A 20,696-nucleotide genomic window follows, 5' to 3' on the forward strand; every position below is an offset into this window, starting at 1 on the left:
AAGACCCATGAATAAGCAATTCCGCTTCCGTTTCGCCGCCCTTGCCCTGGCAATCAGCGCAGGTTTCGCCCAGGCCGACTCGGCCGTGATCGACCGCTCTTTCCAACCCTACCAGGCTGAGAAACCGGCCTTTGCCGGACTCAGCGCCGGCCTGACTATCAACAAGGCCAACGTCGCCCAGTTCAAGGACATCATCGATCCGGCCTTCTACGGCTTCATCGAGAAGGGCTGGCTGGACATGCAGGTTGGCGAGACCACCTCCTTCGACCTGCACCCCAATTATGTCGAGGCCACCCGCCAGGGCCAGGACAAGGTCAAGCTCGGCGCCAAGGCCGGAGAGATCGAAGGCTGGGTCGCTGGTCGGCCGTTCCCCCAGGAGCCGGATAGCAATGACCCGCGCGCCGGTGAGAAGCTGGCCTGGAACTACAAGTACGGCTACAACTGGGGCGACAGCGCTGCCATCTCGCCGTTCTACTGGAAGTACCGCGACATGGAGTCGGCCAAGGTCGAACGCACCATCAAGTTCGATTTTCACTTCCTCAACTTCATCGGTCGGGTCAACCAGGCACCCAAGCCGGCGATCACGCCAAACCCCTCGGAGCTGTTTCGCGGCATCTACGTCAAGGTGCTCGAACCCTATGACGTGCGTAACACCCAGCTGCTGATCCACCGCGCCCAGGACGATCTCAAACGCGACAATTCCTGGCTCTACCTCGGCTTCCAGCGTCGCGTGCGGCGCCTGGCCACCGGTCAGGTGACCGACGCCTTCCTCGGCTCAGACCTGATGATCGAAGACTTCGAAGGCTACAACGGGCGCATCTCCGACATGAACTGGAGCTACAAGGGCACCCGTTTCATGCTGATGCCCTTCTACAACCACAACGAACTGACCCTGGACAGCGAGACCCACCAGGACAGCGACGGCTACCAGGTCGTGGCCTTCGGTGGCCAGGGCGGTTGCTTCCCCAACATCACCTGGCAGCTGCGCAAGGTCTACGAGGTGGAAGCGGCACCGGTGGAAGGCAGCCATCCGCTGTCCAAGCGCGTGCACTACATGGACGCGCAGACCTTCACCATCCCGCGGACCGTCTCCTATGACCGCAAGGGCGCGCTGTGGAAAACCTTCACCATCGGCCAGGCCCACCCGGATCACCATCTGGCGAAAAACAAGGGCAGCGGTGTATCGATCGACGACAGCTTCAGCATGATCGATGTGCAAGCCATGCACTGCACCACCGGCCAGTTCAAGGGTCAGGTCGACCCGGAAATGAGCAAGCCGGAAATGTTCAGTGTGCAGCACATGCGCGCCACCGGTAACTGACAGGCCGTCCCCCTATACCGCCCGGCATGCTGCCGGGCGGTTCGCGCATTACCCCCCGAATTCAACTCAGGCGGCGCACGCACAGCACGGGCAACCGTTACCTGTGCATCCGCCGCCCGCCCAAACCTTCACTACGGATCGGATGCCATGCCACAGCGCGTGCCAGACAAGGGCCAGACCAACGAGCAACTGCTGTTGCTGACCGACAGCCAGGCCAACATCCTCTATGCCAGTCCGGCCCTGTGCCGTCTGGCCGGCCTCAGCGAAAGCGCCCTGATCGGCCGCCCCGCCTCCTGCCTGCGCCACCCGGACATGCCGCTGGGACCGATCAAGGATCTCTGGGCAACCCTCGGCCGCGGCCAGTCCTGGATGGGCATGCTGAAAAATCGCCGGGCCGATGGCCAGCCGTTCTGGGTCGACGCCTTCATCAGCCCGGTAATGGAAGACGGCCAGGTTAGCGAATACCAGGCCATCTATCGCCGGCCCCAGGCTGAGGCGATCCAGCGCGCCACAGCCATTTACCGTACCCGCAGCCAGGGCAAGCAACCGGCGGCATTGCGCTGGCAATGGCTGACCCGTAACCGCGCCCAGACCCTGCTGGCATTACTGGCCTTCAGCCCGCTCGGCCTGCTTGCGCTGAGCCACAGCCCGCAGCTGGGCGGCGCCGTACTGTTCGCGTGCGTCAGTCTCTGCTGGCTGCTGTTGAGCCTGCATGCCAAGCCCTTTGCCGGGCTGGTGGCGCACAGTCGGCGCATCGTTGAGCACCCGATCAAACAGCTGATCTACACCGGGCGTATCGACGAAATCGGCCAGCTGCAGCTAAGCGATCGTCTACAGGAGGCGCGTCTGGCGTCCATGGTGGCGCGCATCGGCGACAGCAGCAGCCGGGTCAGCGCGCATGCCGACCACACCAGGCAACTGCTCGGCACCAGCAATCAGGCAGCCGAGCAGCAGCAACAGGCCCTGGATGGCATCAGCGCCGCGGTCGAACAACTCAGTGCGACCATTCAGGAGGTGGCGGGCAACACGCGCAATGCCGCCGAACAGACCCACCAGGCGCAAGCCTTGAGCGACGACGGCCAGCGACAAGTAGGCAATGCGCACCAGAGCATCGCCGCCCTGGCCGCCACCCTCGACCAATCAGCCGCGGCGGTCACCGCATTGAGCCAGCACAGCCAAGCCATCGGCGGCATTCTCGAAGTGATCCGCAGCATCGCCGAACAGACCAACCTGCTGGCCCTGAATGCGGCCATCGAGGCGGCGCGGGCCGGCGAGAATGGCCGCGGCTTCGCCGTGGTGGCCGACGAGGTGCGTTCCCTGGCCCAGCGCACCCAGGCTTCCACCGACGAAATCCAGGGCATGATCGAAGCCCTGCGCCAGGGTACGGCGCAGGTAGTCAAAGCCATGCAGCAGGGCCTACAACAGTCGCGGGCCAGCGTCGAACAGGTCGACGCCACCGCCCAGGCCCTGGCGCACATCACCCTGCGCATCGGTGAGATCGCCGGCATCAGCAGCCAGATCGCCGAGGCCGGCAACCAGCAGAGCCAGGCCGCCGAGGAGATCAACCAGAAGATCCACGCCCTGCAAGGGCTGGCCAGCCACAGCCTGCAACTGCAGCGCGACACCCTCGAGCTCGCCGACCAGGTCAGCAGCCAAGCCAGCCGACAGCGCGCGCTGATCGAGCATATGCATGACCGCTGATGCCGAGGCGTCGGACAGGTCCCTGTGGCAGGCGCCAGCCTGCTTGCCGGTCAGCCCTGGGTCATCAACAGCTCGGGCACTTCGCGGCCGCCCACCAAATGCTCGTCCACCAGGCGAATCACCTCCGCCTCGTTGCGCACCCGGTACCAGTCACCGGACGGATAAACACTCAGGGTCGGCCCCTGGTCGCAGGGAAACTGGCACTGGGTACGGGTGATATGCACACCGCCCGCGCACTCCAGCTTGCCGGCGGCCTTGAGCCGCGCGCGCAGGCTTTTCCACAGCGCCAGGGCGCCGCGACGGGTGCAGCGTGGGCCGTTGCACAGCAGCAGGCGCTGCTGATGCGGCGGGATCTGCGACCAGGCGTGGTGCCCCGGTATGGCGGTGACGCCCACGCAGGGCAGGTGCAATTCGGGGCGTTCGATCAGGGCGCAGGCGGCGTCCACTGGCAAGCCTTCGCTCTGGCCGATGGCACTGGCGACAAACAGCTGCTCGGGCTCGGCCAGTTGGCCCAGTTCGCTGCGCAGCCAGTCGAGGTGCGGGCTGCTGCTCTGCGGTTCCAGGTCGATCACCAGCAACGGCCGTTGACCTTCGCTGACCCGCTGCCAGAGCTCGGCGTAACCGCTGCTAGTGTCGACGATATCGGCCAGCGCCGCCGCGCCGCGCAAGGCCGCCAGGCGCTGGCGGAACAGCTCGGCAAACGAGCCGTCGGCAAGGTCGGGGCCGACGAAGAGAATGCAGGCGTAGGGCAAAACAGACGTGGTCATGACGGCCTCCAGAGCGGGCCGGCAGTCTAACAGGCGATCCGTTTACGTAGGGTGGGTTAGCCGCATGCCGCTGTTGCCGAACAACACATCATTCGCGACGCGGCGTAACCCACCAGCGGCGCAACGCGGTCCATCGTCTGCCGGGTTACGCGCCGCGCCACTGTCGTGTGTGGATTCACGGTCGGAACCCACCCTGCAGGTCTACAGCGGCAAGGCCTCGCAGAGGTCGTCGAGGCTGACGAACTCGCGCTCCACCGCTGGCAAGCTCGGCCGGCGCAGCAGCAGCACCGGCAGGCCCAGTTCGCGGGCGACCTGTAATTTCGGCTCGGTGGCCTGGCTGCCGCTGTTCTTGCTGATCAGTACATCGCTGCGCAGACGGGCGAACAGCGCACGCTCCTCATTCAGCTCAAACGGCCCACGCGCGCCGATGATTTCCGCATGCGGCACAGCCTCCTGACCTTGCAAGCAGCGCACCGTCCAGTGCTGGTGAGGGGGAATCTCGTGCAGGTGTTCCAGCGGCTCGCGGCCGAGGGTAAACAGCGGTCGGCGGAAGCCGTTCAGGGCGGCGACCAGCCCGGCCCAATCGTCCACTTCGCGCCAGTCATCGGCGGCGGCGGCCTGCCAACCGGGGCGGCGCAGGGCCCAGCAGGCAATCCCGGCCAGCTGCGCGGCGCGGGCGGCATTGGCGCTGATCTGCGCGGCGTAGGGATGAGTCAGATCGAGCAGCAGTTCGATGCCCTGCTCACGGATAAATCCTGCCAAGCCTTCGGCTCCGCCAAAACCACCGACGCGCACCTGGCACGACAGGTCATCCGGCACCCGGCCTAGCCCCGCCAGGCTGTAGATGGCCGTGGGACCGAGACGCCGCGCCAGGCGCAAGGCCTCGGTGGTGCCGCCGAGCAGCAGAATGCGCGCGCTCACGGTTTTCGTACTTCCAGCAGGGTGATCGGCAGGGCGCTGCGCCAAGTGTCGAAAGCGCCCAGCGGTTGCGCCTGGGCCACGGCGATGCGGGTCAACTCACCGCCGACCCGTTCGCGCCAGGCGACCAGTGCCGCTTCGCTTTGCAGGGTGACAGCGTTGGCCAGCAGCCGGCCGCCCGGCTTGAGGCTGGCCCAGCACTGCTCCAGCACACCGGGCACGGTTACCCCGCCGCCGATAAAGATTGCATCCGGCGCGGCCAGGCCGACCAGTGCGGCGGGCGCGTAACCGGCGACCAGCTGCAGGCCCGGCACCCCGAGGGCGTCGCGGTTGTGTTGGATATGCGCCTGACGGCCTTCATCCGCCTCGATGGCGATGGCCCGGCAAGCGGGATGGGCGCGCATCCACTCGATGCCGATGGAGCCGCAGCCGGCGCCAACATCCCAGAGCAGCTCGCCTGGTTGCGGGGCCAGGCGCGCCAGGGTGATGGCGCGCACATCGCGCTTGGTCAGTTGGCCGTCGTGTTGATACAGCTCATCACGCAGGCCCGGCGTCAGCGGCAGCAGGCGCGCATCGGCGGCTGCGATACATTCGACCGCCAGCAGATTGAGATCGGCGGCACGCGGTAGCGCCCAGTCGCTGGCCAGAGCATCGACACGCCGCTCATTGCTCCCGCCCAGATGTTCCAGCACCGTCAGGCGGCTGGGGCCGAAGCCACGCTGGCGCAGCAGCTCAGCCACCGCCGCCGGGCTGTCGCCATCATTGCTCAGCAACAACAGGCGCGCGCCGGGGAAAATCCGCGCCTGCAACGCCGCCAACGGGCGCGCCACCAGCGACAGCACCGTCACCTCCTGCAACGGCCAACCGAGCCGGGCAGCAGCCAGGGATACCGAGGACGGCGCCGAGAACACCCGCAGCTCTTCGGCCGGCAGCTGCCGCGCCAGGCTGGCGCCGACGCCATAGAACAGCGGATCGCCACTGGCCAGCACGCACACCGGCGTACCACGCCGGGCCAGCAGCGGCTCCAGACTGAAGGGGCTGGGCCACAGCTCTTGCGCGGCCGGCAGATCCGCCGGCAGCAGGGCCAGTTGCCGCGCGCCAGCGACGATACAACGCGCCTCGCCCAGCGCCTCGCGGGCCGCCTCGCCCAGGCCGGCATAGCCGTCTTCACCGATCCCCACCAGGGTTAACCAGGCCGTCATACCTACTCCTCTACGCACGCCCGACGAGCAAGAGTGTCTGCGCGTCAAACAAAGCGGGCATAATACAGCCTTCGTCGGTGCCCAAGAGCCTGAACAGGGTCTGCTGCGCGTCGGCCAGGCAAGGCGGAAATGGCTTCGAACTGCTCATTTACTACTCGTAAACTCCGCATTCTCAGCCATTTCCGCCTTGCCTGGCTCTAGCTCGCACGCCCCTGGACAGGCTCTAAAATGGGCCTAAGAGGGAATCCGGAGCGATCTGTTGATCGTGACCGAGCTGCCCCCGCAACTGTAAACAGCGAGTCTGCCGCAACAGCGCCACTGGGTAACCGGGAAGGCCGCGCCAGATGATGACCTGTCAGCCAGGAGACCTGCCGACGACGCTAGTCGCGAGTGCCAACATCGGGCGGGGTGTACCGATGCCATTGAGTCCCCCTCCCACTTGGGCGGACTCTGCTGGTTCGGTCGCCGCGTCGTAGAACCTGTTTACGATCTCGCGAGCTAGGGCCTGTTTTTAACGCAACAGGGCCGACGCGCAGCAGATCGTAGGCAGGTTCGTTGTAGCTGGTGAATCTTTGCGCGACCTTGCCACCACCGTCGATCCGTCCGTACCACGCCCCGAAAAACCGGGATCGGCGTGCCCCGGCCTGTTGCGTATCGTCCAGGCCCTGGACGGCGGCATCTGCCGGGTCAAGCTGGCCGGCGGCGTATTGAGTAGCGCCCAGGCCCGCGCCATTGCCGAGGCGGCCAGCCACTGCGCCAGCGGCGTATTAGAACTGACCAACCGCAGCAACCTGCAGATTCGGGGCGTGCGCCGCGAAGCCGAGAAGCCGCTGATCGAGCGCCTGCTGGCCGCCGGCCTTGGCCCGAGCAATCCGGCCGCAGACGATGTGCGCAACCTGCTGCTCAGCCCCGCCGCCGGCCTCGACCCAGAGGCCCTGCTCGATACCCGGCCGCTGGCCGATCAACTGCTCGCGCTGCTGCAAGACAGCCCGGCGCTGCACGCGCTGTCGCCTAAGTTCGCCATCCAGCTGGACGGCGGCGAAGCCCTGGCGATGCTCGAACACCCGCACGATATCTGGCTCAGCGCCCTGCCCGGACAACCGACTCGCCTGGCTTTCGGTCTGGCCGGCTGCCCCGGTGAGACGCCACTAGGCGTGGTCAACGTCGAGCAGGCGCCCGTGCTGATCGAACAACTGCTGATGTTGTTTCTCGACTTAGCCGGCCACGCACACAGCCGGATGCGCCAGCTGCTCAGCGTGATTCCAGCCAGCCAACTCCTGCAACAACTGCAAGCGCGCCTGCCCTTCATCCTGCAAGCCGCACCCGTGGCGTGGCAGCGTCCGCCGGTCAGTACGCGCGCGCCCATCGGCACTTATCCACAGCGGCAAGCGGGCCTGTGCATGGTCGCCGCCGCCGCGCGACTGGGCCGGATCGACGCCGAGCAACTGCGCGCCCTGGCCGATTTGGCCGAACAGCACGGCGACGCCAGCCTGCACCTGACGCCCTGGCAGGGCCTGCTGCTGCCGAATATCCCCGCGACGGCGGCAGACGCCGTACTGCAAGCGCTGGGCGATCTCGGCCTGCTGAGCGATGCGCATGATCCCTTAACCAGCCTGATCGCCTGCACCGGCTCCGCCGCCTGCGGCAAAGGCCTGAGCGACAGCAAGGCCGATGCCCTGCGCCTGGCCGAGCGCCTGCGCGCCAGCAGCGCACGGCCGCAGGTACACCTGAGCGCCTGCCCGCGCTCCTGCGCCGCCGCGCACACCGCACCTTTTACCTTGTTGGCCATCACTGACGGCCACTACCAGCTTTATCAACGCACGCCTGCGGTGGCCGGTTTCGGTCAACTGCTGGCCGCTGCCATGACTATCGACGAGGCCGGCGACTGGTTCGCCGCCCACTGCGCAACAGGAAACCGCAATGCTTGAGTACATCCGCGATGGCCAGGAAATCTACCGCCAATCGTTCGCCACCATCCGCGCCGAGGCCGACCTCAGCACCATCCCTGCCGATCTGGAAAAACTAGCGGTACGGCTGATTCACGCCTGCGGCATGGTCGATGTGGTGCAGGACCTGCGCTTTTCCGCCGGTGCCGGAGCGGCCGGCCGGGCTGCCCTGGCCAAGGGCGCGCCGATCCTCTGCGATGCGCGGATGGTCGCCGAAGGCATCACCCGCCCGCGCCTGGCCGCCAACAACCCGGTGATCTGTACCCTGCATAACGAGGGCGTGATTGATCTGGCCCACGAGCTGGGCAACACCCGCTCGGCGGCGGCCCTGGAGCACTGGCGCGCGCACCTGGACGGCAGCGTGGTGGTGATCGGCAACGCCCCAACCGCGCTGTTTTATCTGCTGGAAATGCTCGACGCCGGCGCGCCCAAGCCGGCGCTGATCATCGGCATGCCGGTGGGCTTTATCGGCGCGGCGGAGTCCAAGGACGCCCTCGCCGCCGACAGCCGCGGCGTGCCCTACGTAATCGTGCGTGGCCGCCGCGGCGGCAGCGCGATGGCGGTGGCGGCGGTCAACGCCCTGGCCACGGAGGTGGAGTGATGGGTGCTATGCAGCAACCCGGCATGGCCCGCCCCGGCAAAGGCCGTCTGATCGGTCTCGGTGTCGGCCCCGGCGACCCGGAGCTGATCACCCTCAAGGCCCTGCGTCTGCTGCAAGGCGCGGCGGTGGTCGGCTACTTCGTGGCCAAGGCCAAGGCGAACAAAGGCCAGGGCGGCAACGCCTTCGGCATCATCGAAGAGCACCTGACCGATGCGCAGCAGCGCCTGCCATTGGTGTACCCGGTGACCACCGAGAAGCTCGCCGCGCCGCTGAGCTATGAAGATGTGATCAGCGACTTCTACGACACCTGCGCGGTGCAGATCGCCGCCCAGTTGGACGCCGGCCGCGACGTGGCGGTGATCTGCGAAGGCGACCCGTTCTTCTACGGCTCCTACATGTACCTGCACGACCGTCTGGCCGGCCAGTACCAGGTGGAGGTGGTGCCCGGCGTGTGCTCCATGCTCGGCTGCGCCTCGGTGCTCGGCACCCCGCTGGTGTACCGCAACCAATCGCTGAGCGTGCTCTCCGGGGTACTCCCAGAAGAGGAACTCAAGCGCCGCCTGCAGGACGCCGAAGCCGCGGTGGTGATGAAGCTGGGGCGCAATTTCGAGAAAGTCCGGCGGGTGCTGCAGGAGCTGGGCATCGCCGGCCGCGCCCATTACATCGAACGCGCCACCATGGGCAACCAGCGCATCGTGGCGCTGGACGAGGTCGAACCGATGTCGTCACCGTACTTCTCGATGATCGTGATTCCCGGCGAAAAATGGCGCGGTTGAAAAACTGCAAACAACCCGTGGGAGGGGCTTTAGCCGCGACATGTCTTATGTGGCTCGCGGCTAAAGCCCCTCCCACAAAACAGATGGAACCCGCATGAACCACTCCCCCGCCATCATCATTCTCGGCCCCTCCGCCCTGGCCTGCGCGCGGCGCATCCAGGCGCTTTATCCACAGGCGCAGATCCACGGCCTGCGCGGCCGGGTCGAGGGCGTAGAGCGGATTTATGAAGACTTCGGCGACAACCTGCGCGCGCTCTATCGCCGCAACGTCCCGATCATCGCCCTGTGCGCCGCTGGCATCGTGATTCGCAGCCTGGCCGCGGTGCTCGGCGAAAAAGGCAGCGAACCGCCAGTGCTGGCCGTGGCCGAAGACGGTAGCGCCGTGGTGCCGTTGCTCGGTGGTCTCGGCGGGGTCAACCGCATGGCGCGGGAGCTTGCCGCTCAGCTGCAAGTCAGCGCGGCCATCACCACCAGCGGCGAACTGCGTTTCGGCACCTGTCTGCTCGACCCGCCGCCCGGCTATGTGCTGGCCGACCTCGAACAGGGCAAAGCCTTTGTCAGCGACCTGCTCGGCGGCCAGTCCGTGCGCATCGAAGGCGACGCGCCCTGGCTGGCCCAGGCCAAGCTGCCGGTAGCTGAGCACGCCTCGCGGGTTATCCATATCGGCCCGCATAGCCGCGCCGCCCACGCCGACGAGCTGCTGATCTATCCGCAGCAGGTGGCGGCGCTGATCGAACTACCAAGCCCCGGACTGCTCGGCGAGCTACAACAGGCGCTGCACGCCAGCGGCCTGGCGGAACAAAGCCTCGCCTGCCTGCTGGCCGCGCCGGCGCTGATGGCCAACGCCGAGCTGCACGCCGCCGCCGCGCAACTCAAGCTGCCACTGCGCTTTATCGACGACGCCGAGCAACTGCCGCCGCTGCACAGCCAGCACGCCAGCCTGCGCCTGCTGCTGGCCGCTACGCCCATCGACGCCGCGCAACTCGGCCGGCCCCGTGGTCGCCTGACTGTGATCGGCCTCGGCCCCGGCGCCGCCGAATTTATGGTGCCCGCCGCCCGCCAGGCGCTGGATGAGGCGCAGGACCTGCTCGGCTACGAAACCTACATCAACATGGCCGGCCCGCTACGCCCGGAGCAGGTGCGCCACTGCAGCGATAACCGCGAAGAAATGCAGCGCGCCCGGCATGCCTTCGAGCTGGCCGCCAGTGGTCGCCGGGTGGTGCTGGTGTCGTCCGGCGACCCCGGCGTGTTCGCCATGGCCGCCGCCGTGCTGGAAGCCCTGCACGAATCGACCGACGCCGAATGGCAGCGGGTCGAATTGCAGGTATTCCCCGGCGTCTCCGCCGCCCTGGCCACCGCCGCCAAGGCCGGCGCGCCGCTGGGTCACGACTTCTGCCTGATTTCCCTGTCGGACAACCTCAAGCCCTGGGCGATTATCGAAAAGCGCCTGCAGCATGCCGCCGCCGCCGATCTGGTGATGGCCTTCTACAACCCTATCTCCAAGGCCCGTCCCTGGCAGCTCGGCCGCGCCCTGGACATCCTCCGTCAGCAGCGCAGCCCGCAGACTGTCGTGGTACTCGGCCGCGATATCGGCCGCCCCGGCGAAACCCTGCGCAACCTGACCCTCGGCGAACTCACCCCCGAGCAAGTAGATATGCGCACCCTGGTGATTATCGGCTCCAGCCAGACCTGCCGTTTTCCCCGCGCCGATGGCGGCGAGTGGGTGTATACGCCGAGGAGTTATCCACAGCCGTAGGATGGGTCGAGTCCCGCCGCTGTCGCGGGCCTCGGCATTGCGTTGCTGCCGGACGTTCTGCTTGCCGAGGACTTGGCTGCCGGCCGCCTGCAGCAGGTACTAGTCGACCTCGACGCTGGCGACGTGGAGATCGTGGCAATTTGTCCGAGCAAACGCCTGCTGGAACCCCGCGTCAGGCGCTTCATCGATCTCATTGTCGAAGAGCTGGGTAGCTGATGACGCAAGCAGTGCCATTGCTTGCGTGGGGGCGGTAGCCGCCGGTCGTACCAGGATGAAATCGGCCAACAGCAGTCGTTCAGATGTATCTATGGCATTAGGGCCGGGTGATTTCGAGGCCCCGAACTGCCGGTTTATCTCAAATTCACCAGCGGCGTACTGCATGGGTGTCGTGGTAAATAGCGTGACAAGAAAAACCACTCAAATAGACAGGTTGAATCGAGCGAAAAGAGCGTTTGGCGCACAGCCGATAACCCGTGTCGCGACAGCCGCACGGGTTATATATAACGCCCATTCAACTGAAATGAGTTTCCTTGAGAAAGGTTATGAGCTTGCCCCTCACCTTGGTGCTCAACAGTTCGTCCTTGATCTTGAAAAGCTCACGCATTACCCCAAGCCGCCAGCTTTTTCTGAATACCGATCTGCCGACGATTAGTCTGTCGAAGGTGTGTTGCGCTTCGGCCTCCAGCTGGCCAGTGCTACTGACCTGCTGCTGTGTGTATTCGTGCAGCTTGCAAGCCTGGGGCTGCCTTGCCTGGATGACGGGTGCTTGGGCACACCATGCTCTAGCGTCGACGGTAAGCAGGCTCAAGCACGAGTTGAGTTCAGAGGTCGGCTCCAGGCGTTTCGTATAGCTGGCGCCCCTCGTGGATAGGATGTCCATAATGACCTCGCGATTCGAATGCTGTTGTCTTCAAATGTGGAGGCCGCGCAGGCATCTGTCTGTTAACGAACACTTACGGCGACTCGTAGGCATTAGCGCTATTCGCGACCGTCACTAAGCGGCCAGTCTGGCCGCTAAATACATCCGTGCCCTTTGCGTGATTCGACACCGCTTGGCGGCAAGGCAACGTACCGCAGGCAAGCACTCCATTGCCCTCCGCCACCCAAGACCACTCAACCAGGCTAGATGCCCTTGCCCAGCATCTTTCCGTTAACCGTCTCGCCGTACCGGCTCACGCCATCGTTAGCGTGGTACTTGTCGCGGGTCTTTTCGACCGAGCCATCGATCAAGCGCGGGTCCTGTGGCCGTTCGTGGCTGTTCATGAATGCCGCCACATGCCAAGCGTCCTCATTCGACAACATGCCGCCTTTACCCAACGGCATGTTCCCCTTGATGAAGGCCGCGGCCGTGTTGATCCGATGCATGCCAGCGCCCCAGTTGAACGAATCCGCGCCCCACAGCGGTGGGAATACGTAATCCTCGCCGGACTTCTGTCCTTCGCCGTTCTTTCCATGGCACACCGCGCACTGCGCGGCGTAGACCAGCTGCCCTTTCGCAAGGTCATAGCCTCCCTCGGGGGCCGGCACTTCGGGATAGGCGCGGCCTGGCAGCTCCTGAGCGGTCGGTGCGCCAGTCGCCAGCCAGTACGAATAGGCCGAGAGGGCCGCAATTACCGGACCGTCCGCTGCCGGTGCCTTGCCGTTCATGCTGAACTGAAAGCAGCCCTGCAGGCGCTCGGCATAGGTGTTCACCTTGTCGTTCTTCTTCCGGTACGCCGGGTACATGGTGTACGCAGCCCACAGCGGTGCGGAGTTGGCCTTGCGCCCCTGCTCGAGGTGGCAGTTGGCGCATGACAGGCCGTTACCTACAAATTCCGGTGCTCGGTTTTTTGTGTCGACGAAGATCGCGCGGCCTTCCTGCACCAGCTTGCCAAAGGCGTTGTCCGGCAGCTCGCTTTCCTGCGGGGGCTGGAAATACTGGTTGCTGGCAGGCTCACCCGCGGTGGTGAGAATTTGCGACTGATCCTCCATTGCGATCTCGACCGCCTGAGCGGGAAGGGAGAGTGCGATCAGCAGCAAGGCGCTTATGTGAGTGTTCATTTTCCGGCTCCTGTGTCGGTCAATCCGGCGAAATACTCCGCGACAGCCTTGATCTCGTCCTCGGTGAGGCCACGCGCGATGTGGCCCATCAGGTCGTTGGGATCGTTCTTGCGAGTCCCCTGCTGCCAGGCGATTAGCTGCGAAGACAGGTATTGGGCGGACTGCCCCACGAGTGGCGGAAAGGCTTTGCCGACGCCCACACCGCTTGGCCCGTGGCAGGCCACGCATTCAGGAATATTACGCTCCCAGGCGCCACGCAATGCAAGCACGGCGCCCACCCCCTCGGCCGCAGCGGCGCGGCTGATCCGTTCGACTTGCGGTCGCGGCTTGTTGGCGAGCATCGTCGTGACGGCGTCTACTTCCTCGGGACTCAAGGCAGCGGCAATCGGTTGCATGATCGGGTTGGCACGCTCACCGGAGGCGAAATCGGCCAACTGTTTTTTCATGTAGTCGGCGGACAGACCGGCCAGCCTCGGAAAACCAGCTGCGGCCATTCCCTCACCCTCGGCACCATGGCAGGTGGCGCACGCCATCGCGGCCGAATTGGCGCCGCCTTTGCCATAGACAGCAGCCGGATCTGCCGCCTGGGTAGACACGGAAACTGCTAAAAGAAGCCCTGCAAGGGGCCAGCGACAGACGTTCATGTAGCCTCCAAATCATTTTTGTTCAAGGTAACGCCGCTGGGCCGCATGTTTAGTGGTTTAACGGTTCGCTGACAGCGGCCTCATGATCTGATTCAGCGAATCGGGACGAGGAACCCCTTGCTGTTGTTGCCGACGCCCCTCGTCGTCCAGGTCGTAAATTGCTGGCGTTGCCGAGGCTCCCACTTCACCCATCAGCGTCAGGTTCGCCTCGAGCTGTTCATTTACCTTAGGCGAAATACTGTGGATCGGCTCCAGTTTGCTCACCTTATCTGACGTTTCATGAACGTTGAGCTATGCCGCGCGGTTATCCACAGCAGGAGGAAAGTCAGGATGGAACGCCCACGCTGGCGGGGCCGACGCTAGCCATCAGGGGACATACCGGCCGCGCATAGGGCAGGCGAAAGACGGCTTGCCGTTTATCAGTCGAGTGCTTAAGGTCGATCTAACTTACTGGCCCGGTGCCAGCTTCGTAACCGCGCCATAAACCCCGGCTTTTTATGATGGGGTTTGGCTGTCAGGGTGCGATTGCAGGTGTGCAGTTCCAAGGTAGCAGCGCTTCGTAGCCTTCGACGCTATTGACCTGAGGTAGGCGCTCGAGGATATGGCGCAAGTAGGCATAAGGCTCCTGGCCGTTGGCCTTGGCGGTTTCCACCAGGCTGTAGAGCTGAAAAATAAATCTGTCCCCTTTTCCTGGGATTGAGGTCGATGACGCCCTAGAGATGGCGGAACAGACAGAGGTTTGACCACGCATACTGACGGTCGAAGTCAGGCCGTCGCTAACCGGCCAGGCTGTGTCAAAAGACTGCATGGGATAACCTTGCACCACGAATCAATCATAAGGCTGTGAACTGAACGATGGGTTTTGAACAACTAGCTGAGCTACGCGACCGCCTACGGTCCGAAAAAGTGCAGGTAAAGACTGATAGTGCGAAGCAGCCTATACGCAAGCCTTCTGAGCAAGCTAAGCCTCGCGAGCAAGATCCTGCGGTGGAGGCGATCTGGCGATTGCAGAAGCACTTTCCATTGGCCTTCCCGGTCAATCCGGCCCCCAAGGTTCCGCTTAAGGAAGGTATTTTAAAGGATGCCGAGCAACATCTGGAGCTGCTCGGAGTATCCAGCGAACAGCTCAAGCAGGGCATCGCTACCTGGTGCCGGGGAAGTCGATATTGGGCAAGCATGACGGAGAATGCGCCGCGCTTGGACCTAAGCGGTCAGGCAGTTGGAATGGTAACGGCGGCTCAGGCGCTGCATGCGAAGCAGCAGGCGAAGCGCCAGCGCGGACAAGCACGACGTAATCAGAAAACGCCGAAAGAGCGTATTCAGGATAAGGCCGTCGATACCACTGTGGAACAGACCATGGATTAAAATCACTCGCCCTCTGCACCGAATTGCCCAATCACTGACAAGGTACGGAGGCGATGATCAGGCAGCTCAAAGAGCGGTAAGTGACCGATTGCAGTTCTTTGCGGCAGTCTGCAATCGGCCAGCAGCAGGTGCTCCGAATTTTCTGCAAAACGGCCGTGACTTAGTCATGGAAAAAGCGGTCCGCTTTATTTATCTGCTAGCCACAGGACGATGACCGGCAGAGCCGGTCGTGATCGTCCTACTCGAATCATTTTAATGATCAGGTGGCGCAGAGTTCTCAAGGCTCTACAGCTGTCCCACTTACTGGTAAGCGCCGGCAGCGTAGGTAAGCTCGTAGCTGTGGCTATAAATCTCCAGGATGTTGCCGAAGGGGTCTTCCATATAGACCATGCGGAACGGCTTCTCGCCTGGGAAGTACTCGCGTACCGGCATGCGCTGCTTGCCACCGGCGGCGACAATCTTGGCCGCCAGGCCTTCGACGTCCGGGTCCTGGACGCAGAAGTGGAATATTCCGCTCTTCCAGTATTCGAAGTTGTTTTCCGGTTTTACCGCATTGCGGAATTGAAAGACTTCCACGCCAATGCGGTCGCCGGTGGACATGTGGGCGATGCGAAACGAGCCCCAGCCTGCGCCGAATACGTCGGTGCACATGACGCCGATGGCTGAGTCGTCCTCGCTGATGGTGGTCGCCGGCATGATCAGGTACCAGCCCATGACCTCGGTGTAGAACTTCACGGCGGCGTCGAGATCGGTGACCGACAGGCCGATGTGGGAAAAGCTGCGGGGGTAGACGGGAGACATGACCAGTACCTCGTGTTGAGTTGATAGTGGTCAGTCTAGGAGCGCCAAGCCATAATCAAAATAACCATCAGATTATGATTTCAATAAGAGATCTTTATGCTAAATCCGCAGTGGCTGCGTACCTTCGCGACCCTCGCCGAGCAGGGCAATTTCACCCGTAGCGCCGAGCGCCTGGACTTGACCCAAGCGGCTGTCAGTCAGCATGTGCAGCGCCTGGAGGAGCGTTTAGGCCCGCTGTTGATACGCCGTCCGCGCCAGCTCGAACTCACACCTGCCGGGCGCGCTTTGCTCGAATACTGCGCGGAGGTCGATTCGGCCGACCAACGCTTGCAGCAGCGTCTGTCAGAGCGCGACGCAGAGCACGGTGAGATAGGCTTGATCTGCCCCGGCAGCATAGGCTTGGCCCTCTATCCACTGCTGCTGGAGTTACAGCATGCCCACCCAGGCCTGAGCATTCGACAGCGTTTCGCGCCGGATCGTGAAGTGCTCGATGCCGTGTTGGACAACCGCTTTGAACTTGGACTGGTGACGCTCAAACCGGACGATCCGCGTTTAAGTGTGAGTCGCTTCGCCGAGGAACCACTGGAACTGCTAGTGCCGGCCGGCGAGAGCGTTCAGGGCTGGGCTGATCTCGAACGCCTTGGTTTCATTGATCACCCAGATGGCCAGGCCATGGCCGGTCGACTGCTTAGTCGCTATTACCCCGGCGCGCCCGGGGTCGGCAGCCTCCCGTGCCATGGTTTCACCAACCAAATCAGTCTGATCCTTGAACCTGTGGCTCGCGGCTTAGGCTTTACCGTCTTGCCGCGCTATGCGCGCTTGGCTTTTGCACGGCCTGAATCCATCAAGGTCATTGAAGGGGAGCGACCGGTTTTAGACACCCTTTGGCTTTTGCACCGCGCTGAATGGCCGCTATCTGCCCGAGCTGATGTGCTTATCCAGCGAGTTAAGCCGCATTTCTGCTCCGCTGAGCGGTAGCCAGGAAAAAGGGGCGCGCGCGGGAGAGACGGAGGCTAAACACCCAGACGAAAAACCATAAGGTCGGCAGCCGCGCCATGAGTACCACAACCCACTCAGCACTCACTGGCGATTGGGTGACCTGCCATGCCGCACCAATCGCGCCAACGCTCAGTAGACCGACTCAAACCGAGATAAACACGGCTTTAAGTCGATGCATGATGGCTCTCAACATGAGTGCATCTGTTGCTCATGCTCAGCAACAGCCTGTGCCCGAGGCTCAAGGTGAAGCCCTTGCCGAGGATATGCTCAGCATGATGGATGCCTACCGGGCTCACTGCCACAGAACTGTCCGAGCCCGGCTGCGACGCGGTCTTTTGAGCGTGGATTAGCTGGCAGCGTAAGCCTCTCAAACGGTGCTTGCAGGGGCCAGTTTGTCTTGAGTTTTCAGATCGAAGTCCGAGGCCTCATGCCGTTCGTGCAGCTGCTCTGACGGCTCGCCCCAGGTGCGGTTTACCATGCGGCCACGCTGCACGGCCGGTCGCTCAAGAATCTCTTCGGCCCAGCGCCGCAGGTTCTTGTAGCTTTCGACCTGCAGAAACTCGCCCGCGCCATAGACCTTGCCCAGCACCAGGCTGCCGTACCAGGGCCAGGTGGCAATGTCGGCGATGGAGTATTCGTTTCCGCCCAGATAGCGGTGCTCGGCCAACTCGCGGTCGAGCACGTCCATCTGGCGCTTCACCTCCATGGTGAAGCGGTTGATCGGGTATTCGAATTTCTCCGGCGCGTAGGCATAGAAGTGGCCGAACCCGCCACCCAGATAGGGGGCCGAGCCCTGCAGCCAGAACAGCCAGTTGATGACCTCAGTGCGCGCTGCGGCTTCCTTGGGCAGGTAGTGTCCGAATTTCTCCGCCAGATAGAGAAGAATCGCGCCGCTTTCAAATACACGGCTACCGGTATCAGTATCGAACAGTGCCGGGATTTTCGAGTTTGGATTGACGTCAACGAAGCCCGACGAGAACTGGCTACCTTCGCCAATCTGGATCAAGTGCGCGTCATATTCCGCTCCAGCTGCGCCCAGCGCCAAGAGCTCCTCAAGCATGATGGTGACCTTCTGGCCATTGGGCGTGCCCAGCGAATAAAGCTGCAGAGGATGCCTCCCGCGCGGCAGGCTGACCTCGTGTGTAGGCCCGGCAATGGGGCGGTTAATCTTGGCCCAATTGCCGCCATTTTCGCCGTTCAAGGTCCAGACTTTGGGTGGTACGTAATTGTTCGTATCAGACATGATCCAGACCTCTTACTTTAATGTTCAGGGCAGACCCGGGCGCGGGCGCTGCTGGATTTAGGACAAATACTGGCTGTGGCTGGCTGTCAGCTTTCCAGGCCATTTCTAGCCCTGTGTCCAGCTGGGGCGGCGAAGACCGGACGTGCCCCTCAAGCCTCAGCGCAGTCTCACACGGCGTTGACTGATCGCTCAGTCATTCGCCTCGGCCAACTGTTGCACGATGCTCATGTAGTTCTCGACCCCTTGCGCACCGGTTACCAGGTGGCGACGGTTGAAGATCATCGCCGGCACACCGCTAATGCCTTTGCCCAGCCAGGCTTCTTCGGCAGTGCGCACCTCTGTGGCAAACCGCTGATCCTCAAGCACGGCCAGGGCCTCGGTCCGTTCCAGCCCGATTTCTGCGGCCACATCCGCCAGCACGCTGTCGTCAGACAGGTTCCGGCGGTTGGTGAAGTGAGCGGTAAAGAGGGCCTGTTTCAGGTCGTGCATGCGCCCTTGCCGATCGGCCCAATGCAGAAGCTGATGCAGGTTGAAGGTGTTGTGCATGCGCATGTCGTCGGCGAAGCGGAACTCGAACCCGACATCTGCGCCAACCTCGGTCATCTTGACCCGGCTTTCCTCCGATTGCTCCTTGGTAGTGCCATATTTCTCGGCCACGTGGTCGCGCAGGCTCTGGCCCTCGGGTGGCATGCCGGGGTTCAGCTCGAACGGATGCCAATGAATCTCGTGCGCCGTGCCGGTCGCCTCCAACGCCTTTGCCAGCTGGCGGTAGCCGATGATGCACCAGGGGCAGACCACATCGGACACGATGTCGATCCGCAGCTTTTGGGGTGGGGTGGTCATAGTGCCTCCTCGATTGAATGTGATGGGCGGCCCGGCAGCCGAGAGCTTGGCGCCGTCATCCTTACGATAAGCGGTTTGCGCTCATCGGTGAATGCGCCCAAGCGCGCGCTTGTTGTGCCGCTGCAGAGTCAGGTTGAGCAACGCCAGCAGTATCACGATGATCGTCACGCCCGGCGGTCTCGACTGGCACGGTGCATCTACCAGCCTGTGCTCCAGGTGTCTGGTCCACTTCGACATCAGCGTCTGGGTGACGCCAAGAACCGCCGGTTCTGCTGAGAAGGTCCACGTGCAGAAGCGGAAAGCCGCCGTGGCCTCGAGATAGACGGTGGCGTCGGGCATTGCTTCGCCGTTAGTGGGATTACTTCTTAGTCCAGGCAAACTGCTTGAAAGGTTCGTCGATAGGCGTTTGGGCAATATGGTTGGTGTAGTTGCTCATGACCTTTTGGCTAAGGCCCAGGATGACTTCCAACACATTTTGCTGGGTGTAACCGGCCGCATATAAGTCTTGCAGTTGCTTTGGCTCAAGCTCGCCACGCTGGCGCACCATGGCCAGTGTGAAGTCGCGCAACGCCTCAAGTTTCGCGGTGGGCAGCGGCGTCTCATCGCGCAGTGCATTGCTCACTTCGTCTGAGACCTTCATCGACTTGGCGATACCCGTATGCGCAGGCACGCAGTAATGGCAGGCATGCTCAACGTTGATGGTCTGCCACACCACGGTTTTTTCATCGGCGCTGAGGCTGCTGTTAAGAAACAGGCCATGCAGCACTTGATAGCCCTCGAGCAAACCGGGGGCTTCGGCCATCACCGCATGCAAGCCTGGAATCATGCCAAAGGCTTTCTGCGACTTCTCCAACAGGGGCTTGGCGGCTTCGGGTGCGCTGTTCTGGTCATGCAGAGTAAAAGTGCTCATTGGCTGAATCCTTTTTGAGTGAACGTTCAAATAAGAACACCAGCCTAATTGAGGTCAGGGAGGTAATCAAGCTATAATTGAACGGTCACTCAAACTCGATCCCGCCGATTGCACTTAACCCTTTATCCGAGAGCCAATGATGCCCCGCACTGCTCGTTTTGATCGCCAAGTCGCTCTAGATAGAGCCGTTGAGCTGTTTTGGTCGAGAGGTTATTACGCATCATCGATGAAGGATATTGAGAAGGCGCTGGATATGCGCCCCGGTAGCCTCTATGCCACCTTCGGCAGTAAAAGCGGTCTGTTTGCCGAGGCGCTGGAGGCTTACGCCAGCCGTGCCGGAGATGGCTTTCGCCAGATAATCGAAGGATCACCGAGCGTTGTCGACGGATTAAAGCGCTACCTGCGCTCATTCGCCCGGCCCTGTAGCGTCGACGCGCAAGCGCCTGCGCAGGCTTGCATGCTGATTAAGACCTTGCTCGAGGTTAATGCTGAAGACACCGCGTTACTGACTCAGGTGAAGACAATGCTCGCCACCATCGAGTTGGGACTTTGCGAGGTACTGGTGCAGGCCAAGGCAATGGGGGAATTGCGTGCCGATGTAGAGTGCCCACGACTTGCCCGCTTGCTACAGGCGCAAATCATCGGGTTGCGGGCGTTTGCCGAGCGCAATGTGCCCGACGCTCAGATTGCAGCACTTGCCGACGACATGGCCAGCATGATTGATGCCTACCGAGCCCGCTGAATCGGCCCTGATGCCTTAGCCGCAGTTGCTAGTCCCTTCTGGCCGGGTTACGGCCGTTGCCGAGTGCTCGCTATTTGATATAGAGGCGAGCATGGAGCGGCCAGCAGCAGGCGTTCAGAAC

21 protein-coding genes, 2 pseudogenes and 1 riboswitch are annotated in these 20,696 nt (G+C 62.9%); of the genes and pseudogenes, 10 read left to right on the top strand and 13 right to left on the bottom strand.

The genetic code is table 11. The features are described 5' to 3' along the window. Positions 1–7: 7 nt before the first annotated feature. On the top strand, positions 8–1,321 hold the full coding sequence (locus tag B2D37_RS18390; RefSeq protein WP_079204053.1) for a DUF1329 domain-containing protein: 1,314 nt from the start codon (positions 8–10) through the stop codon (positions 1,319–1,321). A gap of 147 nt (positions 1,322–1,468) precedes the next feature. After that, positions 1,469–3,022: a PAS domain-containing methyl-accepting chemotaxis protein gene (locus B2D37_RS18395; RefSeq protein ID WP_079204054.1), complete on the top strand. Its 1,554-nt coding sequence runs from the start codon at positions 1,469–1,471 to the stop codon at positions 3,020–3,022. Between the two features lie 50 nt (positions 3,023–3,072). Here B2D37_RS18395 and B2D37_RS18400 read toward each other — a convergent pair whose 3' ends face one another. The 3 genes from B2D37_RS18400 to cbiE all read right to left on the bottom strand — a co-directional run bounded on the left by B2D37_RS18400 (position 3,073) and on the right by cbiE (position 5,909). Next, positions 3,073–3,789 (bottom strand): ferredoxin, encoded by a 717-nt coding sequence (locus tag B2D37_RS18400; protein WP_079204055.1) that lies wholly within the window; start codon positions 3,787–3,789, stop codon positions 3,073–3,075. A 201-nt stretch (positions 3,790–3,990) separates the two neighbouring features. Further along, positions 3,991–4,710 (bottom strand): cobalt-precorrin-6A reductase, encoded by a 720-nt coding sequence (locus B2D37_RS18405; protein WP_079204056.1) that lies wholly within the window; start codon positions 4,708–4,710, stop codon positions 3,991–3,993. Further along, positions 4,707–5,909, bottom strand: a complete 1,203-nt coding sequence (gene cbiE / locus B2D37_RS18410; RefSeq protein WP_079204057.1) for a precorrin-6y C5,15-methyltransferase (decarboxylating) subunit CbiE — start codon at positions 5,907–5,909, stop codon at positions 4,707–4,709. The genes B2D37_RS18405 and cbiE overlap by 4 nt, the downstream gene beginning before the upstream one ends. A gap of 196 nt (positions 5,910–6,105) precedes the next feature. Beyond that, a riboswitch (cobalamin riboswitch) is annotated at positions 6,106–6,300 on the top strand. A 181-nt stretch (positions 6,301–6,481) separates the two neighbouring features. Here cbiE and cobG point away from each other — a divergent pair. The 5 genes and pseudogenes from cobG to B2D37_RS18435 form a co-directional block, all read left to right on the top strand. Next, entirely contained in the window at positions 6,482–7,837 is a 1,356-nt protein-coding gene (gene cobG / locus B2D37_RS18415; protein WP_079204058.1) for a precorrin-3B synthase, read from the top strand. Further along, positions 7,830–8,456 carry a precorrin-8X methylmutase gene (locus tag B2D37_RS18420; RefSeq protein WP_079204059.1) on the top strand — a complete coding sequence of 209 codons (627 nt, stop codon included), beginning with the start codon at positions 7,830–7,832 and terminating at the stop codon, positions 8,454–8,456. Before cobG ends, B2D37_RS18420 begins: the two co-directional genes overlap by 8 nt. A gap of 23 nt (positions 8,457–8,479) precedes the next feature. After that, positions 8,480–9,232 carry a precorrin-2 C(20)-methyltransferase gene (locus tag B2D37_RS18425; protein WP_079205034.1) on the top strand — a complete coding sequence of 251 codons (753 nt, stop codon included), beginning with the start codon at positions 8,480–8,482 and terminating at the stop codon, positions 9,230–9,232. 94 nt (positions 9,233–9,326) lie between these two features. Further along, positions 9,327–10,988, top strand: coding sequence for a precorrin-3B C(17)-methyltransferase (cobJ, locus tag B2D37_RS18430; protein WP_079204060.1), 1,662 nt, complete (start codon positions 9,327–9,329; stop codon positions 10,986–10,988). A gap of 27 nt (positions 10,989–11,015) precedes the next feature. After that, positions 11,016–11,204: pseudogene (locus B2D37_RS18435) on the top strand (LysR substrate-binding domain-containing protein); the annotation flags it as partial. A 295-nt stretch (positions 11,205–11,499) separates the two neighbouring features. Here B2D37_RS18435 and B2D37_RS18440 read toward each other — a convergent pair. From B2D37_RS18440 to B2D37_RS23215, 5 genes and pseudogenes are all read right to left on the bottom strand, one after another. Next, a complete protein-coding gene (locus tag B2D37_RS18440; RefSeq protein ID WP_079204062.1) occupies positions 11,500–11,868 on the bottom strand; it encodes a hypothetical protein in 369 nt (122 codons plus the stop codon). Positions 11,869–12,110: 242 nt separating this feature from the next. Further along, the gene (locus tag B2D37_RS18445; protein ID WP_079204063.1) at positions 12,111–13,028 is read right to left on the bottom strand and encodes a c-type cytochrome; all 918 of its coding nucleotides are present in this window, start codon (positions 13,026–13,028) and stop codon (positions 12,111–12,113) included. Continuing rightward, positions 13,025–13,672 (bottom strand): cytochrome c, encoded by a 648-nt coding sequence (locus tag B2D37_RS18450; protein ID WP_079204064.1) that lies wholly within the window; start codon positions 13,670–13,672, stop codon positions 13,025–13,027. Before B2D37_RS18450 ends, B2D37_RS18445 begins: the two co-directional genes overlap by 4 nt. A 57-nt stretch (positions 13,673–13,729) precedes the next feature. Next, positions 13,730–13,936: a hypothetical protein gene (locus B2D37_RS18455; RefSeq protein ID WP_079204065.1), complete on the bottom strand. Its 207-nt coding sequence runs from the start codon at positions 13,934–13,936 to the stop codon at positions 13,730–13,732. A gap of 250 nt (positions 13,937–14,186) precedes the next feature. Further along, positions 14,187–14,339 (bottom strand): annotated as a pseudogene (locus tag B2D37_RS23215) (transposase domain-containing protein); the annotation flags it as partial. Between the two features lie 188 nt (positions 14,340–14,527). Between B2D37_RS23215 and B2D37_RS18465 the strand changes: the two are divergent. Further along, the gene (locus B2D37_RS18465) at positions 14,528–15,037 is read left to right on the top strand and encodes a ProQ/FinO family protein (protein ID WP_079204067.1); all 510 of its coding nucleotides are present in this window, start codon (positions 14,528–14,530) and stop codon (positions 15,035–15,037) included. A gap of 300 nt (positions 15,038–15,337) precedes the next feature. On the opposite strand, the gene B2D37_RS18470 is transcribed toward B2D37_RS18465, so the two are convergent. Continuing rightward, on the bottom strand, positions 15,338–15,838 hold the full coding sequence (locus B2D37_RS18470) for a lactoylglutathione lyase family protein (RefSeq protein WP_079204068.1): 501 nt from the start codon (positions 15,836–15,838) through the stop codon (positions 15,338–15,340). A gap of 96 nt (positions 15,839–15,934) precedes the next feature. Here B2D37_RS18470 and B2D37_RS18475 point away from each other — a divergent pair, with 96 nt between their 5' ends. Next, positions 15,935–16,816 carry a LysR family transcriptional regulator gene (locus B2D37_RS18475; protein ID WP_079204069.1) on the top strand — a complete coding sequence of 294 codons (882 nt, stop codon included), beginning with the start codon at positions 15,935–15,937 and terminating at the stop codon, positions 16,814–16,816. A 388-nt stretch (positions 16,817–17,204) separates the two neighbouring features. Here the strand turns inward: B2D37_RS18475 and yghU are convergent, their stop codons facing one another. The 4 genes from yghU to B2D37_RS18495 all read right to left on the bottom strand — a co-directional run bounded on the left by yghU (position 17,205) and on the right by B2D37_RS18495 (position 19,833). Next, the gene (gene yghU / locus B2D37_RS18480) at positions 17,205–18,080 is read right to left on the bottom strand and encodes a glutathione-dependent disulfide-bond oxidoreductase (RefSeq protein WP_079204070.1); all 876 of its coding nucleotides are present in this window, start codon (positions 18,078–18,080) and stop codon (positions 17,205–17,207) included. A gap of 189 nt (positions 18,081–18,269) precedes the next feature. Continuing rightward, positions 18,270–18,923 carry a DsbA family protein gene (locus B2D37_RS18485; protein ID WP_079204071.1) on the bottom strand — a complete coding sequence of 218 codons (654 nt, stop codon included), beginning with the start codon at positions 18,921–18,923 and terminating at the stop codon, positions 18,270–18,272. An 81-nt stretch (positions 18,924–19,004) separates the two neighbouring features. Then, positions 19,005–19,262 carry a hypothetical protein gene (locus B2D37_RS18490; RefSeq protein ID WP_079204072.1) on the bottom strand — a complete coding sequence of 86 codons (258 nt, stop codon included), beginning with the start codon at positions 19,260–19,262 and terminating at the stop codon, positions 19,005–19,007. 19 nt (positions 19,263–19,281) lie between these two features. Next, positions 19,282–19,833 carry a carboxymuconolactone decarboxylase family protein gene (locus B2D37_RS18495; protein ID WP_079204073.1) on the bottom strand — a complete coding sequence of 184 codons (552 nt, stop codon included), beginning with the start codon at positions 19,831–19,833 and terminating at the stop codon, positions 19,282–19,284. 139 nt (positions 19,834–19,972) lie between these two features. Between B2D37_RS18495 and B2D37_RS18500 the strand changes: the two genes are divergently transcribed. After that, positions 19,973–20,575, top strand: coding sequence for a TetR/AcrR family transcriptional regulator (locus tag B2D37_RS18500; protein WP_079205035.1), 603 nt, complete (start codon positions 19,973–19,975; stop codon positions 20,573–20,575). The last annotated feature ends 121 nt before the right edge of the window (positions 20,576–20,696 follow it).

The organism is Pseudomonas sp. CC6-YY-74, from assembly GCF_002025205.1.
GTDB classification, from domain to species: domain Bacteria; phylum Pseudomonadota; class Gammaproteobacteria; order Pseudomonadales; family Pseudomonadaceae; genus Aquipseudomonas; species Aquipseudomonas paeninsulae.

What these genes read in the sequence shown, in the direction of transcription:
- B2D37_RS18390 (WP_079204053.1), top strand. Translation starts at nt 8, where the DNA reads ATGAATAAGCAATTCCGCTTCCGTTTCGCCGCCCTTGCCCTGGCAATC.
- B2D37_RS18395 (WP_079204054.1), top strand. Translation starts at nt 1,469, where the DNA reads ATGCCACAGCGCGTGCCAGACAAGGGCCAGACCAACGAGCAACTGCTG.
- B2D37_RS18400 (WP_079204055.1), bottom strand. Translation starts at nt 3,789, where the DNA reads ATGACCACGTCTGTTTTGCCCTACGCCTGCATTCTCTTCGTCGGCCCC.
- cbiE (WP_079204057.1), bottom strand. Translation starts at nt 5,909, where the DNA reads ATGACGGCCTGGTTAACCCTGGTGGGGATCGGTGAAGACGGCTATGCC.
- B2D37_RS18420 (WP_079204059.1), top strand. Translation starts at nt 7,830, where the DNA reads ATGCTTGAGTACATCCGCGATGGCCAGGAAATCTACCGCCAATCGTTC.
- B2D37_RS18425 (WP_079205034.1), top strand. Translation starts at nt 8,480, where the DNA reads ATGGCCCGCCCCGGCAAAGGCCGTCTGATCGGTCTCGGTGTCGGCCCC.
- cobJ (WP_079204060.1), top strand. Translation starts at nt 9,327, where the DNA reads ATGAACCACTCCCCCGCCATCATCATTCTCGGCCCCTCCGCCCTGGCC.
- B2D37_RS18440 (WP_079204062.1), bottom strand. Translation starts at nt 11,868, where the DNA reads ATGGACATCCTATCCACGAGGGGCGCCAGCTATACGAAACGCCTGGAG.
- B2D37_RS18445 (WP_079204063.1), bottom strand. Translation starts at nt 13,028, where the DNA reads ATGAACACTCACATAAGCGCCTTGCTGCTGATCGCACTCTCCCTTCCC.
- B2D37_RS18450 (WP_079204064.1), bottom strand. Translation starts at nt 13,672, where the DNA reads ATGAACGTCTGTCGCTGGCCCCTTGCAGGGCTTCTTTTAGCAGTTTCC.
- B2D37_RS18465 (WP_079204067.1), top strand. Translation starts at nt 14,528, where the DNA reads ATGGGTTTTGAACAACTAGCTGAGCTACGCGACCGCCTACGGTCCGAA.
- B2D37_RS18470 (WP_079204068.1), bottom strand. Translation starts at nt 15,838, where the DNA reads ATGTCTCCCGTCTACCCCCGCAGCTTTTCCCACATCGGCCTGTCGGTC.
- B2D37_RS18475 (WP_079204069.1), top strand. Translation starts at nt 15,935, where the DNA reads ATGCTAAATCCGCAGTGGCTGCGTACCTTCGCGACCCTCGCCGAGCAG.
- yghU (WP_079204070.1), bottom strand. Translation starts at nt 18,080, where the DNA reads ATGTCTGATACGAACAATTACGTACCACCCAAAGTCTGGACCTTGAAC.
- B2D37_RS18485 (WP_079204071.1), bottom strand. Translation starts at nt 18,923, where the DNA reads ATGACCACCCCACCCCAAAAGCTGCGGATCGACATCGTGTCCGATGTG.
- B2D37_RS18490 (WP_079204072.1), bottom strand. Translation starts at nt 19,262, where the DNA reads ATGCCCGACGCCACCGTCTATCTCGAGGCCACGGCGGCTTTCCGCTTC.
- B2D37_RS18495 (WP_079204073.1), bottom strand. Translation starts at nt 19,833, where the DNA reads ATGAGCACTTTTACTCTGCATGACCAGAACAGCGCACCCGAAGCCGCC.
- B2D37_RS18500 (WP_079205035.1), top strand. Translation starts at nt 19,973, where the DNA reads ATGCCCCGCACTGCTCGTTTTGATCGCCAAGTCGCTCTAGATAGAGCC.